This window comes from Comamonas sp. wu1-DMT, from assembly GCF_040187805.1.
GTDB classification, from domain to species: Bacteria; Pseudomonadota; Gammaproteobacteria; order Burkholderiales; family Burkholderiaceae_C; genus Comamonas; species Comamonas thiooxydans.
This window is the reverse complement of record NZ_JBANEM010000035.1, coordinates 22448-37989: the sequence shown is the minus strand read 5'-3', so window position 1 is coordinate 37989 and position 15542 is coordinate 22448. Positions and strand designations below refer to the sequence as shown.

Genomic DNA, 15542 nt, shown 5'->3' with positions numbered 1-15542 from the left:
GCTTCCAGTTGGTGGTGCGGTAGCGGGGCTTGGACTGCGGAGTCTGACTCATCGCCCGAGGCTACCCCACCCCAAACGACGATTTATGCAACAGCGCCCAAGGAGTTATAAGTAACCCCTTCCCCTAAACCGGCAACGTAATCAACGATTACAACATCCTTACCCTCCAGAATTTTGCTGGCGTTGCTTTTGCATTGCTCGTACTTTGAGTAGTTATCCGGCTTTTTGCAGAGGAGAAGTTTTTGCCCTCCGATTGTTGGGTCCGCCTCCAGCAGCGCCTGCCTCTTACATTCACGAAATTCTTCAATCATCGTTTCACATTTAGCGTTTTCCTTAATGTGCCGTTGCATTCCCTCAGAATTCAGCACTCCCGCCATTTTGCAAGAATATAGAATCTTGGGTGCTGCCAGCAACTTATATTGCGAGTACTCTTCATCAGAAATACCTTCAACCTTGCCGCAAGCCACTAGCGTTCCAATTAACGTTGTCGCAATTAAAAATTTAACTGATCTTTTCATTTATTAAACCTCCATTTCATTACTTCCATTAAACAGATGTCTCCATATCAAACTCAACCAGTCATAAACACCTTTCCTCAACACTCCTGTTTCTAATCAGAAAATGGAACACCCGTGCCAGAGGCAACGGTGCAAAAAATGGAATAGAGATCTCTTGATCGATCCACTGCACAGCAAGGGCACAGAATCAGGAGTACTCAGACCGATGCCCTGCCCAGACTTCGCAGGCACGATCAGCTAAAGAGTCGATTTCAATGACTTTTATGTAACGTTTTTCGTGACGACAGGCTAACACGGTGTCACGAAACTCGCTACATGAAGTCTGTGCCCAAGGAGCTCTCAAACGTCGTTGGTCGCCGCATGCGCGCCCGACGCGAAGCCCTGCAGTGGTCTCAAGAAAAAGTGGGAGTTCTCATTGGCATTGATGAGTCATCAAGCCGTGCCCGCATCAGCAGGTATGAACTGGGGACGCATGAGCCCCCGGTGAAGACAGCTCGGCAGATAGCCGAAGTACTAGGCGTCCCACTCGCATATCTTTATTGCGAAGATGATGAAGTGGCCGAGCTTCTGCTAGCGCTGCGTAGACTCAACACATCGGTTCGGCTTCAAAGAGTTACCTCGTGGATCAATGAGATGCCAGGAAAGTAGCTATCCATCTTGGCGCTTGCCTTCCACAGGTCTCTCATGCACCTAATATTCATTGCAGATGCTGTTCTGAGTTGACCCACAAGCGCGACCCGCGCTGCTACGACAATCGTGTCGATTGAGCTATACCAATCTATGGCTGCTTGGCGGCGTTTGCCACTGCTCATGGCAGCATCGTGGACTATCAGTCACAACTATATAGCGGCCATCTGAGCACCCAAGCTGGGGACTGCTCAACGACGGGTTTCAGGTGAGCAACCGACAGTGACCATCAGGCAGCCATGTGGACTGCAGAAGGTCCGGTATCCCGGCTCTTGAATAGGCGTTGCCGGCCCAAAGCCGCTGTGACACAACATTACCCAAAGCGGCCGTTGATTGACTAACTGCAGGTCGACATGTCCAAATCGCGCAGCATGAATGCACTGCGCCCGCCCGCCCGCCGGCCCGCCGGCAAGTTATATACTGCCCGCCCGTCCTTTCCGAGGCTAGCCTGAACGATGGCCAATGTTGAGTATCACGAGCGCATAGTACCGTCACATGGCGACGCGACAGGACCTACGGTTCTACTTATGAATGAGGCTCCAGGACCGTCTGAGGCCATCTCAGGCATTCCATCATTCGGGCAGCAGGGCGCGAACATATTTCACTCACTCAGAGCCGCTGGTATTTTTTGGGCTTCCGCGAGGAGGAGATTTGTTTGGCCGAGGAACGGCGAGGTTAGTCAATCCGAGCAGCATGAGCTGAAAGCGGCTTTTCTAGTGGACCGCGCAAAGTACATGACCTGTACGAATGCGTTTGCACGCTGGCCGCGACCTACGGGCCAGCCGAAAGGCCTCTGCAAGCCCCTCAATGCCGATGTGCTCTCGGCTGACAATCTCAACCGACTCAAGGGGGAGATTGCGCCGACTCACAGGGCAATATTGGTTTGTGGGCTAAGCGCTTATCTGGCTTGTGTGGGAACTGAGCTGGCGGCTCCAGCAAGTCGAGAACTTACACAGCTCACCGCGGTAGAGTTGTCATCATTGAACGAGCGCCTTGGCGCTAGGTTCACACGAGGTTGGTATATGGGGCATACAAGAAGGTGGTCTTTGCATGGCACTGAAACGGCAGACACATTGGCAATGGTCGCAAGCTTTGTCGGCTGGGATCTTGTGCCCTACGCAGCCGCATGACCGTCAACTCCAAAGCCGAGCGTCCGCCTTCCTTCCCAGCTACCGGCTGCTTCTAGCCGGCTGCGACTGTCGCTGATCAACCCATTGCGGTCGCTCGCAAGATCACTAGTCAGCGTCCGCTCTCAACGGGAGCGGTCAGTCGACACTGGACAATCTGGGCGAGGTTTGGCAGCGAGTTTGCAGCCGGTTAGCGGTCTTTGGCGAGGGCCTGCAAAGACCCAGAGCGGACATCCAAACCACTAACGAACAATGTGAGCCGCCCGCAGAATGCGGGTCAGCTTGAGCGCCGAGTTAGAACCGAAACGCAGAAAGAACATGCCCGTATGGCCCGCGCGATATGAAAACCATCGCTGCTAGGGCTTACCGTGGAAGCACTAGATGCCAAAAAAGCTTGAAGCTTACAAAGCCCACGCAAATAACCAGCGAATAAACGCTTGCAGAGGTAAATGACGCTTGGGTATTCATGGGCTAATTGGGCAGAGCGAAGCGGCGCCGCTTTCTATCGCCCCATTTCACGCGATTGTTAGAGCTAATCCTCGCCACGAGTGATACGGTGAAACTCAACAGGGGTAGTAGGCTCGAAGCTCATTGCGTACCCATGGCAAACGTTCGTCCACTGGTGATTCTCGTAGAAAGCGAGCACGATTGATTTCACGGTTTGGTACCCGATTCCAAATGCGTCTCTCAATTCATGCTCAAAATCGTGCCAGTTAACGGCCTCTCCAGCTTCAAGCCTATTGTCATACTTCTCGAAGATGTCGTGGGCTCGATCTATGTCGCCCTCTCCCCAATCGAGAGACAAGATCAACGCTTCAACGGGATGCGCTCTGTAATTGATGGTTTCCCCAAGGGTACGCACCTGATATTTTAGTTTTTCGAGCTCTCTAGAAATTTCTTCAATGTTCATGCTTTTCCCTCAAGTTGATAGATCTTCGTGCTTAGTGCGGAGACCGCATCTTGCACCTTGGCCTGAAGCTCATGCACATCCGCCGCAGCAGGGTTTCCTGCATGCCACGAAAGCTCGTAAGAATTGAGTTTCTCTTGCCCGCCTGTGAGAAAGGCTCTCACACTAGCGTCAGGGCCTTCTGAATCAAGTGTGCCCAACGCATGATCAAATTGCTCTCTGATTTTTTGAATGAGCTCCGGAGGACGTACCCCACGCGGCACCCCTTGCATCGAGGTGGGAAGTCGCCTAATTTCGTCCTGGGCTCGCCTGAGCCTATCAATTACAGTAGAAAGGCCGATTTTTCGAATATCTGACTTGATTTGGTTCTTGTAGCTCTTTGCTTGAGTCGCCTGCCAGATCGTGATGCCGGTTGCGATCACAGTAACGACCGTTCCGACTAGAGTTACGATGCTGTCATTAGTCAATGAATATCTCCTCGCTGTCTTGCACCCTCTAACTAGATTTAGATGACAGAACAAAATTCCTGTCGTTCCTATAGCAATAAATCTATCCGAATTTACGAGAGTGAACAATCACAAACCAACTTTTTAGGAAACCTAAAAATTTCGAGATTGGTGCTTGTTATGAGCAGTCAAAGACCAATGATGGAATGACTGCTCCTTGGCCGAAGTTGGGCCTAGCTACTGGTGAGTACAGCACCGCAAAGCGGACCTTCGGGGCTGCGCTTTGAGCGTCCGGTTTAGGATAGGCGTTCAACGGGTGCAGGCCGTCGCAAATTGGCCGTAAGCCGTCCTCAGATGTGTTCCCGCCAGTGACTGTTTCGGTCGGCACTCGTTGACTTCATCGCGACACGCGCGCTGGGTCGGATGCCCATCAGCGGTCATTCACCAGGGCCGGCAACTGACCCTGAGCCGCCTCTCAGAGTTTCACCATAAAGCAAACGGTCAGTCTTGCACCAAAGCAGCTTTGTTACACTTATTACCAACTGAAGCAGTCAGAGTGAGCGTTGGTATAAGGCAGGCTGCGGGTTTAATGACAAGGACGAGATTGTGCTAAAAGTTGTTAGTGAAGTATCTGAATCTATGCCGAGCCTTCGTCCTTCGATTGCTCTGGCTGAGCGTATCCGGATGCATTGCGTTAAACCAATCGATCCGAAGATCCAGCAAGATCTTGCACAGCTTGTCAATTTGCTTCCACTTTTGGAGAAAGTGGATGATCCAGTGCTTTACGCTCAAGCACAGCTCATTGCTGACTGCTTGCTAACAGATGACCCAAAAGTCAAGCTGGCCCAGCCAACTCTGAAGCGTCTCAGTGAGCGGCTTCGAGCGAGAACCAGCCCAATACCTCTGGCGATTCGCAACGGATCTCCTGCTATACGAGTAGTGCTTGGACTTGCTGTCTTGTTGTATTTCGTACTGCCACTTTCAATGGCCGTCTTGCCATTTTTGGCGCGGTACGACACATTGTTCGGCGTCAAAATTGAGACGCTTGGCCTTGTTTCATTTTTTGGGGCGCTCGGTAGCATCATCAGCATCATGGTTCGACTTCACGATTTGGCCAAGGTCAAGACGTCTGACTCATCGATCCTGTTTTTTACTGGTTTGTTTAAGCCTATAGTAGGGACTGCCTTCGCACTTTTCCTTTTTTCCGTGATCAGTTCTGGCCTGCTACCTGTCGCGATTCAATCTGACAAAGCCCAGTTTTTCTTTGCAGCAATGTCCTTTCTTGCTGGCTTTAGCGAGCGATTGGTTCATGACGTTGTTGCAAAGACGGAGAATTCAATCGTCGCATCTGGGAAGCAAGATGCCTGACTGGTCGCTCTAGCGGCTTCGCGTAGGCCAGTCGCAACTCGCGGCTCGCCTTAAACAGTGAATGTCTGCTTCTTCGTACCACCTACGGCAGCTAATAGCCGACTTGCGACGGCCTGCACCCGTTGAATGCCTATCGTAAACCGCACGCTCAAGGCGCAGCCCCGAAGGTCCGCTTTGTGGTGCTGCGCTCACAAGTAGCTAGGCCCGGCTTTGGCCAGAAGCTGTCATTGCAAATATTTCGCTGGGCGACCGCTTCAATGCCAGAGGGTGTGCAGATGAGATCAAGAGTCAGTCTTGATGCATCTGGCTCCTGTGTATGAACCTCGTTTCTCAGGCGTGGCCATCCACCTCAAAAAGCCATATATTTAGTGGCAAACACTGGACTAGACACTAGATATAGTGCAGGGTATAAATACAGCCTGTATTGATACACAGTGTTTTTTCACCTCATTCACCAAGAAGCTGCCCTCAATCATCGATTGCATTTCCAAGGAATGCAGCCCGAGAGGTTCCTTCTATTTTTTGAGTAAAGCCAAGATAGTAGACGGGGGAAATTTGAATAAAAGCAATACTAATGAACCGAGAGACTTCCACATTCTTGCTCTTTCAGGTGGCGGTTATCGCTCTCTGTATACAGCAACGGTTCTAAGCGTTCTTGAGCAAACATTGGGCCGCCCTCTCGCAAAGCATTTCGATCTGATCTGCGGCACATCTGCTGGTGGAATGTTGGCTCTAGGCTTGGCCAATGAGATTCCCGCTGCTAACCTAAAGGGCATGTTTGAGGAGCATGGTGGTCGAATTTTTAATAGTCGCTCTTGGACTCGTCGCTTATTTGGATTCTGGCTCAGCGCAAAGCATCAAGCCGAGGGGCTCCGATCAGTTCTCGAAGAGCAATTTGGTGACCGCACCATTGGACATCTTTCTCATCGGACCCTCGTTCCTTCAGTGAACTGTACAACAGGTAAGGGACAGTTCTTCAAGACTCCTCATCACCCAAAGCTCGAATTTGACCATTCCATGAAGTTGGTGGACGTTGCAATGGCAACCACTGCCGCTCCCGTCTATTTCCCTCTGGCTCGAAACGAACGCGGCGTTTATGCAGATGGTGGGCTTGTGGGCAATGCCCCAGGTCTTTTTGGTTGGCACGAGGCTCAACATTTTCTTCCTGAGGGTCGTCCCACACGCATCCGAGTCTTGTCCATCGGAACAATGTCCATCGGCTCTGCGGTACGGGGTGACGTGAGCTTGGATCGGGGCTTTGCCAAGTGGAGAGGTGATCTTTTCAATTTGGTGATTTCTGCTCAGGAGTCCTCCGTCGACTACATGCTTACTCACTTCCTGGGTGAGAACTACTACGCCATTGATGACCGCGCAACTCCAGACCAAAGCCGCGATATCGAACAGCTAGATCGTGTCACTACAGGCTCGACGAATACCCTGCGTGATCGAGGCACCCATGCTGCGCAACGCTCCCTCGGGGACGAACGGTTCGCGCCTTTCCGCGCGCATCTGGCTGCGCCACCATCCTTCTTCCATGGCCACAACAAAAATGTCTGAAAGTTGACTTCATGCTTAATTTGAGTGCCCTTTTCCACACCGAGATTGAAAATCAACCCAACTTTCTATCCGCCATAGAGCTAAAGGATAGCGACCGGCTTTTCATTGAAAGAGCTAAAACCGATGTTCGAAATGCTCTACGCGATGGCATCCCCAAGCTTTATCGGGCAGCCGGTAACCAAGGAGAGCCCCCTGTACCTCGGTTCTTCACGCAAGGGTCTTGGGCTTATAAAACCATTAACGCTCCCGCACGAAATCCACAGCAGGCTGATGTGGATGATGGGTGTTATCTGCCTTTGAGCTTTCTCACACAGACCAAGCGTCCGAGCGTGGCTGCACAATCGTTCTTCGGCTACGCAGAGCAAGCGTTAGCTGATTTGGTTAAAGAACGTGGATGGACACTCGTAACTGACAAGGATACTTGTATCCGAGTCGAAATCGGACCGATTGCACACATTGACATCCCTCTCTATGCGATCCCAGACACAGAATTCGAAACGCTGTCGAAATCACTGGAGTCATTAAACGAGGGGTTTGTCATGGACAGCGTTGTAGTACAGCGCTCCGACAGATGGTCAGCCCTGCCAGATACAGAAGTGCTACTTGCTCACCGCACCGAAAATTGGAAAAAGTCAGATCCCCGCCCAGTGAAACGATGGTTTCTTGACCAAGTGCAGACTCAAGGCATTCAATTGCGACGCCTCGTCCGTTACCTGAAAGCTTTTAGGGACTGGCAATGGTCGACCGGCGGACCCAGCTCTATCTTGCTGATGGCTGCTGCCGCGCCACTGTTCGAAAAACAAAATGGACGTGATGACCTAGCTTTGCTAACCGTGGTCAAGGCGCTTCCTCGTGCCCTTCGTGAAGGAGTCAACAATCCCACAGATGAAAACGAATCTCTAACAAAGCGGTTGCGTGACCAGAATCCGCACAAGGACTTGGTCGAGGAGGCTGCGCTCGCTTTCGAGGCATTCGCAAAGCAGTTGGAAGGATCGATTAATGCCAGTAACGTCCCACAAGCCCTGCACTGGCTACGTACCGCGCTGGGGCCTCGATTCCCCAATCGACCAGACCTCTGTAAAGTGACATCATCTGTTGCCGCAGCAATTGCATCCAGCCCAGCTGAACAAGGTGCCTTTGAAATGGTTGAGAGAACCAGAGCAGGATGAAATTTCAATCACTGGCGACCGAGGACGTCGTCGCTGCTTTAAAAATCCGTGGCTTTACTTACAGGCGTAGAAACGAGGATGGCTGGCTCTGTTTTGATGGTCAGCTCAATACAAATGTAGGGAGCCATCAGGTCCAACTGAGAGTTCCACCTCGGTTCGATGAGCCTCCTCATGTCCAGTTGACAGCTTGCCCTGCTGCGCAGGTCTTACCGCACCTGAATCCGAAGGGCGACCTTTGCTACATCGCTAAGGGGTCGCTAGTCTTCGATTGGTTCAATTCAGTGGAGAACACGATCGCCTGCGTTGTCCGCGCGGAGAAGGTACTTTCAGATGTGCTTTCTGGCAAGCTGATCAGGGATCTTGAGCAAGAGTTCTTTGCGTATTGGGGGGAATCCGCTTTTTGCCTCTACGACTTTGACCAAGATCTGCACAAACTTTCTGGGGGTACGGTCAGAGCGTTCATCTACCCTGTTGGGGAGACCACGATGCATGTCTTGCTAACTGATGATCGGATGAGATCAAACGCGAAGCTCAAGGCGACAGGCTGGCAAGCGGACGGTTTTGAGGCCGGCATCATTTCAACGACAACATCTGTACCGCCATACCCAAACCAAAAGGCATGGCCACCTAAGACAGTAAATGACGTCCTGACTTGGCAGAGTCAACTTAGTCAAGGCTTTGCGCGGAATCTCGAGCGGCTGCTGCTGAACGCGTATGCCAAGAAAGCAAATCCGATCACACTGGTTATTGTTGAGTCACCTACGATTCCGTACGCATTTCTGGTGAGGTTTGATGATCGCCAGCGTACGGGCCGAATGCGATCTCTCTTACCTTCACTGCTCAAACTACCTGTACTTCCTTTGAGTGTCGTTCGTTTAGATGACCGTTACATCACACAGCGAAACTTGGTCGGCGAAAAGTCATTAGCAGGGAAACGCATTGTGCTCGTGGGATGCGGCACTATAGGCGGCTACCTTGCCGATATGCTCGTGAAGGCAGGCGCAGGCTCATCGGGGGGGAAAGCTTACGCTTGTGGACCACGACTATCTGGGTCCTCAGAACATTGGTCGCCATCGTCTAGGGCTGGAGAGCTTGTATAAGAAAAAGGCTCAGCAAATGAAAGCAGAATTGGTACGATCAAGCCCTGGTGCCAACATCTGGTCAGTTGTCGACGACGCAAAGACAGCTGAGTTTGGAGCTGTGGATTTGCTCATTGATGCAACCGGAGAGCAAGCCCTAACGGAGTGGCTTACTTGGAAGTATTCCGACCAATACCCAATACTTGCCTGTTGGGTTGAAGGGCCTGGTTCAGCAGTACGCGCCTTACTAAAGGCCAAACCCGAACATGGTTGTTCACGCTGTCTTTCCCAGAAGCCCAAGTCGTATGAATACCGGGTATTCAATGATGCGCCCGAAACAATTCTTCGAGGACATGGTTGCGAGAGTCTGTACGTGCCATTTCCCGCCAGTGCCTCCATACAAGCGGCAGCTCTTGCAATGGAGATGGTGCAGTCTTGGCTAGACGGTGTTGCCACCGCCCCAACGTTACGAAGCAGAGCCCTTGACCTCAACCGTCCAGTGCATTTTCTTAACGGTAATCTGCCACGCACTGAGGGATGCCTTGCATGCAGTTCTTGAGTGACTGGGGGACACCAGACCAAGTTCTACTTCTCAACTTTGGTGATGAGGTACTAAAGCGATTCCGCACATATGTACAAACGGGCCCTTTACCTGAGGCAGGAGGGATACTTCTGGGCACCGTGCACCAGCAAGGTTTACTGATTACCAAAGCAACCAAGCCCACGCGCGCAGATTGCCGGATGCAATACTTCTTCCAGCGCAATGAGACTGGTCACAGAGTAATTGCCCGTAGAAATTACGATGCCACCAATGGGACCCTCAGGTATCTTGGAGAGTGGCACACGCATCCTCAAGATGTCCCATCCCCTTCTCCTTTGGACATACTGGAGTGGAAAAAACTTGCCCGTAAACGAGTTGATCAACGACCGTTACTCGCCGTCATCGTGGGGAGAAAAGCGCTCTATGTGGAATTGGTGTATAGAGATGGGCTACGTACTAAGTTAACGGCATTATGAATCCGCATTCAAAAATTGTTCATTTTTCAAGAGCTACGTCGACTTGAGTTTGAGGATTTTAAGTTCGCCCCCAACAGTTGGCAGGACCCTATGCGATGAACCTGGCCATCACTCTCCTCTGGGCAGCACCCAATTTGCCGATCACGCATGCTTGACATGAGTTCTTTGTGAGTGGTTGCAAGTTTCCGTATAGCAGACATAGATCGCTTAACTTTGAGCGGCAGCAATGGGGCGGCATCAATTGAGTGATCTCTTTTAGCGACCAGAAACAACCACTCGCAGGATGGTACTCATCAGCCGATTGGTTGATTTCAGCTTGGTCACACAGGAAGCTTGCGTTAGCGGCAGGTCAAATGAAAAAAGCGCCCGAGACTTTCGCCCCGGGCGCATAACCCCACTTTTTCTACCTAGACAGAATCACGATTCAGCGCAACTCAATGGAACTGCTCTTCCTCGGTGGAACCGGTCAGCGCCTTGACGCTGGAAGAGCCGCCCTGGATCACGGTGGTCACATCGTCGAAGTAACCTGCGCCCACTTCCTGCTGGTGCGAGACAAAGGTGTAGCCCTTGTCACGCGCCGCGAATTCGGGCTCCTGGATCATTTCCACGTAGTGCTTCATGCCTTCGCCGCGAGCGTACTCGTGGGCGAACTTGAAGGTGTTGTACCAGTTGCTGTGAATGCCGGCCAGCGTGATGAACTGGAACTTGTAGCCCAGTGCGGACAGATCTTCCTGGAAGGAAGCGATCTGGCTGTCGTTGAGGTTCTTCTTCCAGTTGAACGAAGGCGAGCAGTTGTAGCTCAGCAGCTTGCCTGGGCAGGCTGCGTGCACGGCCTGAGCGAATTCGCGGGCAAAGCCGATATCGGGCACACCGGTTTCGCACCACACCAGATCCGCATAGGGAGCGTAGGCCACGCCGCGGCTGATGGATTGCTCCAGACCGTTCTTGACACGGTAGAAGCCTTCTTGCGTACGCTCGCCAGTCAGGAACGGGATGTCGTTCTCGTCATGGTTGCTGGTGATCAGGTTGGCCGCCTCGGCATCGGTACGGGCCAGCACAATGGTGGGCACGCCCATCACATCGGCTGCAAAACGGGCGGCAATCAGCTTTTCGACCGCTTCGCGGGTGGGCACCAGCACCTTGCCGCCCATGTGACCGCACTTCTTGACCGCAGCCAGCTGGTCTTCGAAGTGCACTCCGGCAGCACCTGCCTGAATCATGTTCTTCATCAGCTCGAACGCGTTGAGCACGCCGCCAAAGCCGGCTTCCGCATCAGCCACGATGGGCAGGAAGTAGTCGATGAACTCCTTGTCGCCGGGGTTGATACCCTTGCCCCATTGGATTTCATCGGCGCGCTTGAAGGTGTTGTTGATGCGGCGCACCATGGTGGGCACGGAGTCATAGGCGTACAGCGACTGGTCGGGGTACATGGTCTCGGAGGTATTGCCGTCGGCGGCTACTTGCCAGCCCGACAGGTACACGGCTTCCAGACCGGCCTTGGCCTGCTGCATGGCCTGGCCTGCGGAGATGGCACCGAAGGCGTTCACATAGCCCTTCTTCGAGCTGCCGTTGATCTTGTCCCACAGCACTTCGGCACCGCGCTGGGCCAGGGTGTACTCTGGCTGCAGGCTGCCACGCAGACGCACCACATCGGCAGCGCTGTAACCGCGCTTGACGCTCTTCCAGCGTGGGTTCTGTGCCCAGTCTTTTTCGAGGGCTGCGATTTGCTGTTCACGGCTCAGTTGCTGAGTCAGGGATTGGGGCATGGTGCACTCCTTAGCGGTTAAAACAAGATGAATTGGTGTTCGTCCTTGGGATCTACTTTATGTCTGCAACGTTCTTCCGCAGAGTCTTATGTCTTATAAAAGACTGAAATTTATATTCAATAAAATCAATGGCTTATTTTTATTTTTCACAATAAGAAAACGCATTTCTCGTATTGAGAAATTTTGCGGCAGCGCAACATTTCAATTTTTCATAATAAGAAATTGAATTCTTGCTTCATGAAAAATTTGCGGAAGCATGGCCTTCGGAGTCGGCATCCTTTAAACGCAGTACGAAAAAAGTCCCGGTGCCTGTCTTGATCTGCTCATTTACCCAGCACGAAGACAGGCCAAGCCACTTGAACAAAAACAGGTGACACGACAAAGACAGGGCGCCCAAGGCGGCGAGAACCAAAAAACAACAGTTCCCTCCCCTGGGTCAAATGCATGCAACAGCCCTGCCACACTGCTTTGCATCACCTTCTCTTGTCATTGAAATTCATTTCGCCATGCACACGCCCAGCCGCCCCATCGCCTATCTCTGCCTGGCGCTCAGCATGTCTTTGGTAGGAAGCTATGTGGCCTTGTCCAAGCCTCTGGCTGCCATCTTTCCGGTCATGCTGCTGGCTTGGCTGCGCTTTGGCATCGGTGCCGTGGCCATGCTGGGCTGGCTCAGGCCACCGGCGCACGAGACAACTCTGACCAGACAGACCAAGTGGCTGCTGTTTTTTGAGTCCTTCTTCGGCAATTTCCTTTTCACGCTCTGCATGATCAGCGGCGTGGCCTTGACCAGCGCGGTCACGGCGGGCGTGACCATGGCCGCAATTCCTGCCGCAGTCGCCATCATGAGCTGGCTTTTTCTGCGCGAAGCCGTTGGCGCACGTACATGGACAGCCATTGCTTTCGCAGTGGCCGGCATAGGGCTGAATGCCTTGAGCAAGACCGAAAGCAGCAGCCTTGCCGCACATCCCCAGCAAGGCCTGGGCCAGTTGCTGCTGATTGCCGCCGTGCTGTGCGAGGCCGCATATGCCGTGATCGGCAAAAAGCTCACCGCCAGCGTAAGCCCCAAACGCATTACGGCGCTGATCAATCTCTGGGGGTTTGTGCTTTCCACACCCGCCGGGCTCTATCTGGCCTGGCAGTTTGATTTTTCCCGGGTTTCGGTGCCAGCGTGGGGTCTGTTGCTGTTTTACGCTCTGGCCGCCTGCGTCTGGACGGTGTGGCTGTGGATGACGGGATTGCGCGCCGTGCCCGCGTCACGGGCCGGCATTTTTACCGTGCTGCTACCCATCAGCGCCGCTGTGGTGGGCATGCTGGCCCTGGGCGAGCGCATCGGCAGCATGCAATTGCTGGCCTTCGGCATAGCACTGACCAGCGTGGTGATTGCAACCTGGCCCGGTTCATTTCAGATCAGGCGCTAGGCGCCGTCGATTTCAATCAAGAAAGCAGATTGCGGCGGCTCAGCACAATGCCGTCGGCGTCGGCATACAGCCAGTCGCCCGGGCGAATCCACAGGCCGGCGATCTGCACATAGACATCGCGCAGTCCCTGACCTTGCTTGACGGTAGGCATGGGGTTGAGCGCCAGCGCATATAGACCCACGGGCGTGGATTTCAGCTCGCCCACGTCGCGCACGCAGCCATAGACAAGCACCCCGGCCCAGCCGTTCTGGGCCGCCGATGTCGCCACATTCCCCCCCACCAGAGCGCGGCGCAGCGAACCGCCGCCATCGACCACCAGCACACGACCACCTCCCGGCTCGGCCAGCGCCGCTCGCACCAGGCTGTTGTCGTCCAGACACTGCACGGTGCTGACCTCCCCCATAAAGCCGACATTCCCGCCATAGCTGTGGAACACGGGCGGCAGCACACGAAAGTCGCTGCTGTCATCGCTGATATGCGCATCGCACAAATCGCAGGTGCTGAAGCCAAGAGAAGCCGAGGAATCGCTCATGAAAATCTCCACAGAACCAAGTCTCCCGCATCTTGCCCTGAGCACCTGACATAGCACAAGCACCAGCGGACACACACAGAGAGCAACTTTTTCACAACACTCTCGAGGAAAAACCCGTGAAAACGGACACTAAAGGGCCTGAGAGCAACAAATCGAGGCAAAAAAACAGCCCACTAGCTTGGAAGAGCGATTTTTTGCCATTAGCATCAGACTCAGCCAGTGGATTGCAGCTGTATTTCGCTGGTGATAAGTCCACTACCCAATTAGGAATAAGCAATATGGCAACTGCAAAGAAGGCACCCGCTGCAGCACCGGCAGCAGCTCCCGCCGCTAAGAAGCGCACTCCCAACGCTGCCTTCATGAAACCTCTGACCCCCAGCGCCGCTCTGGCTGCCGTGGTTGGCAAGGATCCCCTGCCCCGTACTGAAATCATCAGCAAGCTGTGGGTCTACATCAAGGCCAACAACCTGCAAGACGCTGCCAACAAGCGCATGATCAACGCCGACGCCAAGCTCAAGGAAGTCTTCGGCAAGCCCCAAGTCTCCATGTTCGAGATGGCCGGTCTGATCGGCAAGCACGTCAAGTAAGCACTGCGCTTGCGCTGACCACAAAAAAGCTGGCCCGAGCCAGCTTTTTGTATTTCTGAGGCAAGTGTCGCGTACAGGCCGACGCGACTGGGACGGCTTTACCGCAGCAATGCATGCGTGCATGCCTCGGTCTCGACGCCGACGGAATCACGGCCGCGAACGCTGGTCAGGACGGAACCGGCCGGCAGGTCTTTCCGACAACCGCGCGGCCCTCACGAAGCTGACCCCGGGCTATCTCCGCCATCGTGCCCCGCCATGCTTGCCCCCTGAACCGCACATTCCTGCAAGACTGCAGCTGCCGGGCAGCCAGGACATGGGCTCCACAGGCATGGAGACGCGTGCGCACGTTCGGGTCGCGGTGCGGCGAACGCCTCCCCGGCAGCCCCGGCCACGGGAGGTCCACAAGCTTGAGCGCTGTCCCTCAGTAACCGTCCAAAGCCGTCACGACGCCGGCAATGCCCATGAGACATCCGCAGAGGAGACCGGCCAAGAAAATCAGTGCTGCAATTCCAAAGCTCATTGAACGCCTCTCCTGCCGCGCAGGGCCGTGTGATTGCGGCACGCCGTGCGACTCATGGCGCCCCCCCTTGCGATACGCGCGTCCGCTCCTTCTGGGCGTGTGCTGTGCAGTGCATGGCGCTCGTTGACAGGCGGCCAGAGCATGTCGACGGGCATGCCTGTGATTTCTGCAATGCGCTGTCGAATGCGGGCCGATACCGCACGACCGCTGATGACTTGCGACACGCTGCTGTTGGCCACGCGCATTTCGGACGCCAATGCCGTGGGGGAAATGCCTTTCATGCGCAGCGCCGCTTTGATTTGCTCGGGATGCATCTGGTAGCCTTTCGCCTAATTATTTAGGTTGAAGCACGTCGTCGTGCTTTTGGCGAATTATGGGAAAGATTTCTTTCCCATGTAATACACCTTGGACAAGTTTTTATGACCCTAGGGGAACGGCTGCGCGAAGAAAGAAACCGGCTGGGCATGAGCCAGCCGGCCTTCGCTGCACTTGCTGGCACTACGAAGCAAACTCTTTTTTCCTGGGAATCCGGCAAGACAGCGCCGGATGGCTTTCAGATGACCGCGCTGAGCGCACACGGAGTGGACCTGTTGTATGTGCTGGCAGGACACCGCACACCGGCAGTTCACCCTGCAGAGGCTCTGTCAGACGATGAACTCCGCCTCCTTCACGGGTATCGCAGGTGCAATGCGGATGGAAGGCAGCACCTCATACGATCCGCAGAGCTGCTGTCTGCGGCACATGCCATGTCCGCCGAAGACCGCAAGCAGGCCCTCCAGGATCGGCCATATCGATCGGGTGAAGACGCCCTCTGATCCGTCCTGCCCGATGTCCGAGCGGTGCG

General features: G+C 53.9%; 17 protein-coding genes. 10 read left to right on the top strand and 7 right to left on the bottom strand.

Going from position 1 to position 15542, the window contains the following annotated elements; translation table 11 throughout:
• Positions 1-83 precede the first annotated feature (83 nt).
• Entirely contained in the window at positions 84-518 is a 435-nt protein-coding gene (locus V8Z78_RS26365) for a hypothetical protein (protein WP_349732460.1), read from the bottom strand.
• A 315-nt stretch (positions 519-833) separates the two neighbouring features.
• Between V8Z78_RS26365 and V8Z78_RS27270 the strand changes: the two genes are divergently transcribed.
• The gene (locus tag V8Z78_RS27270; protein ID WP_502878879.1) at positions 834-1166 is read left to right on the top strand and encodes a helix-turn-helix domain-containing protein; all 333 of its coding nucleotides are present in this window, start codon (positions 834-836) and stop codon (positions 1164-1166) included.
• Between the two features lie 1408 nt (positions 1167-2574).
• On the opposite strand, the gene V8Z78_RS27265 is transcribed toward V8Z78_RS27270, so the two are convergent.
• From V8Z78_RS27265 to V8Z78_RS26355, 3 genes are all read right to left on the bottom strand, one after another.
• Positions 2575-2652, bottom strand: coding sequence for a DUF1010 domain-containing protein (locus tag V8Z78_RS27265; RefSeq protein WP_502878880.1), 78 nt, complete (start codon positions 2650-2652; stop codon positions 2575-2577).
• Positions 2653-2864: 212 nt separating this feature from the next.
• Positions 2865-3242, bottom strand: a complete 378-nt coding sequence (locus V8Z78_RS26360; RefSeq protein ID WP_349732459.1) for a hypothetical protein — start codon at positions 3240-3242, stop codon at positions 2865-2867.
• Positions 3239-3706: a hypothetical protein gene (locus tag V8Z78_RS26355; protein WP_349732458.1), complete on the bottom strand. Its 468-nt coding sequence runs from the start codon at positions 3704-3706 to the stop codon at positions 3239-3241. The genes V8Z78_RS26360 and V8Z78_RS26355 overlap by 4 nt, the downstream gene beginning before the upstream one ends.
• A gap of 585 nt (positions 3707-4291) precedes the next feature.
• Here V8Z78_RS26355 and V8Z78_RS26350 point away from each other — a divergent pair.
• The 6 genes from V8Z78_RS26350 (at position 4292) to V8Z78_RS26330 (ending at position 9875) form a co-directional block, all read left to right on the top strand.
• Positions 4292-5053, top strand: coding sequence for a hypothetical protein (locus tag V8Z78_RS26350; RefSeq protein ID WP_349732457.1), 762 nt, complete (start codon positions 4292-4294; stop codon positions 5051-5053).
• 555 nt (positions 5054-5608) lie between these two features.
• Positions 5609-6610, top strand: a complete 1002-nt coding sequence (locus tag V8Z78_RS26345; RefSeq protein WP_349732456.1) for a CBASS cGAMP-activated phospholipase — start codon at positions 5609-5611, stop codon at positions 6608-6610.
• Positions 6611-6621: 11 nt separating this feature from the next.
• Positions 6622-7779 (top strand): CBASS cGAMP synthase, encoded by a 1158-nt coding sequence (locus tag V8Z78_RS26340; protein WP_349732455.1) that lies wholly within the window; start codon positions 6622-6624, stop codon positions 7777-7779.
• Positions 7776-8879, top strand: coding sequence for an E2/UBC family protein (locus tag V8Z78_RS26335; protein WP_349732454.1), 1104 nt, complete (start codon positions 7776-7778; stop codon positions 8877-8879). The genes V8Z78_RS26340 and V8Z78_RS26335 overlap by 4 nt, the downstream gene beginning before the upstream one ends.
• Positions 8812-9417, top strand: a complete 606-nt coding sequence (locus tag V8Z78_RS27260; protein ID WP_502878878.1) for a hypothetical protein — start codon at positions 8812-8814, stop codon at positions 9415-9417. The genes V8Z78_RS26335 and V8Z78_RS27260 overlap by 68 nt, the downstream gene beginning before the upstream one ends.
• Positions 9396-9875 carry a Mov34/MPN/PAD-1 family protein gene (locus V8Z78_RS26330; RefSeq protein WP_349732453.1) on the top strand — a complete coding sequence of 160 codons (480 nt, stop codon included), beginning with the start codon at positions 9396-9398 and terminating at the stop codon, positions 9873-9875. Before V8Z78_RS27260 ends, V8Z78_RS26330 begins: the two co-directional genes overlap by 22 nt.
• 434 nt (positions 9876-10309) lie before the next feature.
• On the opposite strand, the gene aceA is transcribed toward V8Z78_RS26330, so the two are convergent.
• Complete coding sequence (aceA, locus tag V8Z78_RS26325) at positions 10310-11641, bottom strand: isocitrate lyase (RefSeq protein WP_003053566.1); 1332 nt, start codon at positions 11639-11641, stop codon at positions 10310-10312.
• Positions 11642-12147: 506 nt separating this feature from the next.
• On the opposite strand from aceA, the gene V8Z78_RS26320 reads away from it, so the two are divergent.
• Positions 12148-13059 carry a DMT family transporter gene (locus V8Z78_RS26320; protein WP_046461480.1) on the top strand — a complete coding sequence of 304 codons (912 nt, stop codon included), beginning with the start codon at positions 12148-12150 and terminating at the stop codon, positions 13057-13059.
• A gap of 16 nt (positions 13060-13075) precedes the next feature.
• Here the strand turns inward: V8Z78_RS26320 and rraA are convergent, their stop codons facing one another.
• A complete protein-coding gene (gene rraA, locus V8Z78_RS26315; protein WP_046461479.1) occupies positions 13076-13591 on the bottom strand; it encodes a ribonuclease E activity regulator RraA in 516 nt (171 codons plus the stop codon).
• 278 nt (positions 13592-13869) lie between these two features.
• On the opposite strand from rraA, the gene V8Z78_RS26310 reads away from it, so the two are divergent.
• On the top strand, positions 13870-14178 hold the full coding sequence (locus V8Z78_RS26310; protein ID WP_003053560.1) for an SWIB/MDM2 domain-containing protein: 309 nt from the start codon (positions 13870-13872) through the stop codon (positions 14176-14178).
• 516 nt (positions 14179-14694) lie between these two features.
• Here the strand turns inward: V8Z78_RS26310 and V8Z78_RS26305 are convergent.
• Positions 14695-15012, bottom strand: coding sequence for a helix-turn-helix domain-containing protein (locus V8Z78_RS26305; protein ID WP_349732452.1), 318 nt, complete (start codon positions 15010-15012; stop codon positions 14695-14697).
• 105 nt (positions 15013-15117) lie between these two features.
• On the opposite strand from V8Z78_RS26305, the gene V8Z78_RS26300 reads away from it, so the two are divergent.
• Complete coding sequence (locus V8Z78_RS26300; RefSeq protein WP_057092627.1) at positions 15118-15513, top strand: helix-turn-helix domain-containing protein; 396 nt, start codon at positions 15118-15120, stop codon at positions 15511-15513.
• The last annotated feature ends 29 nt before the right edge of the window (positions 15514-15542 follow it).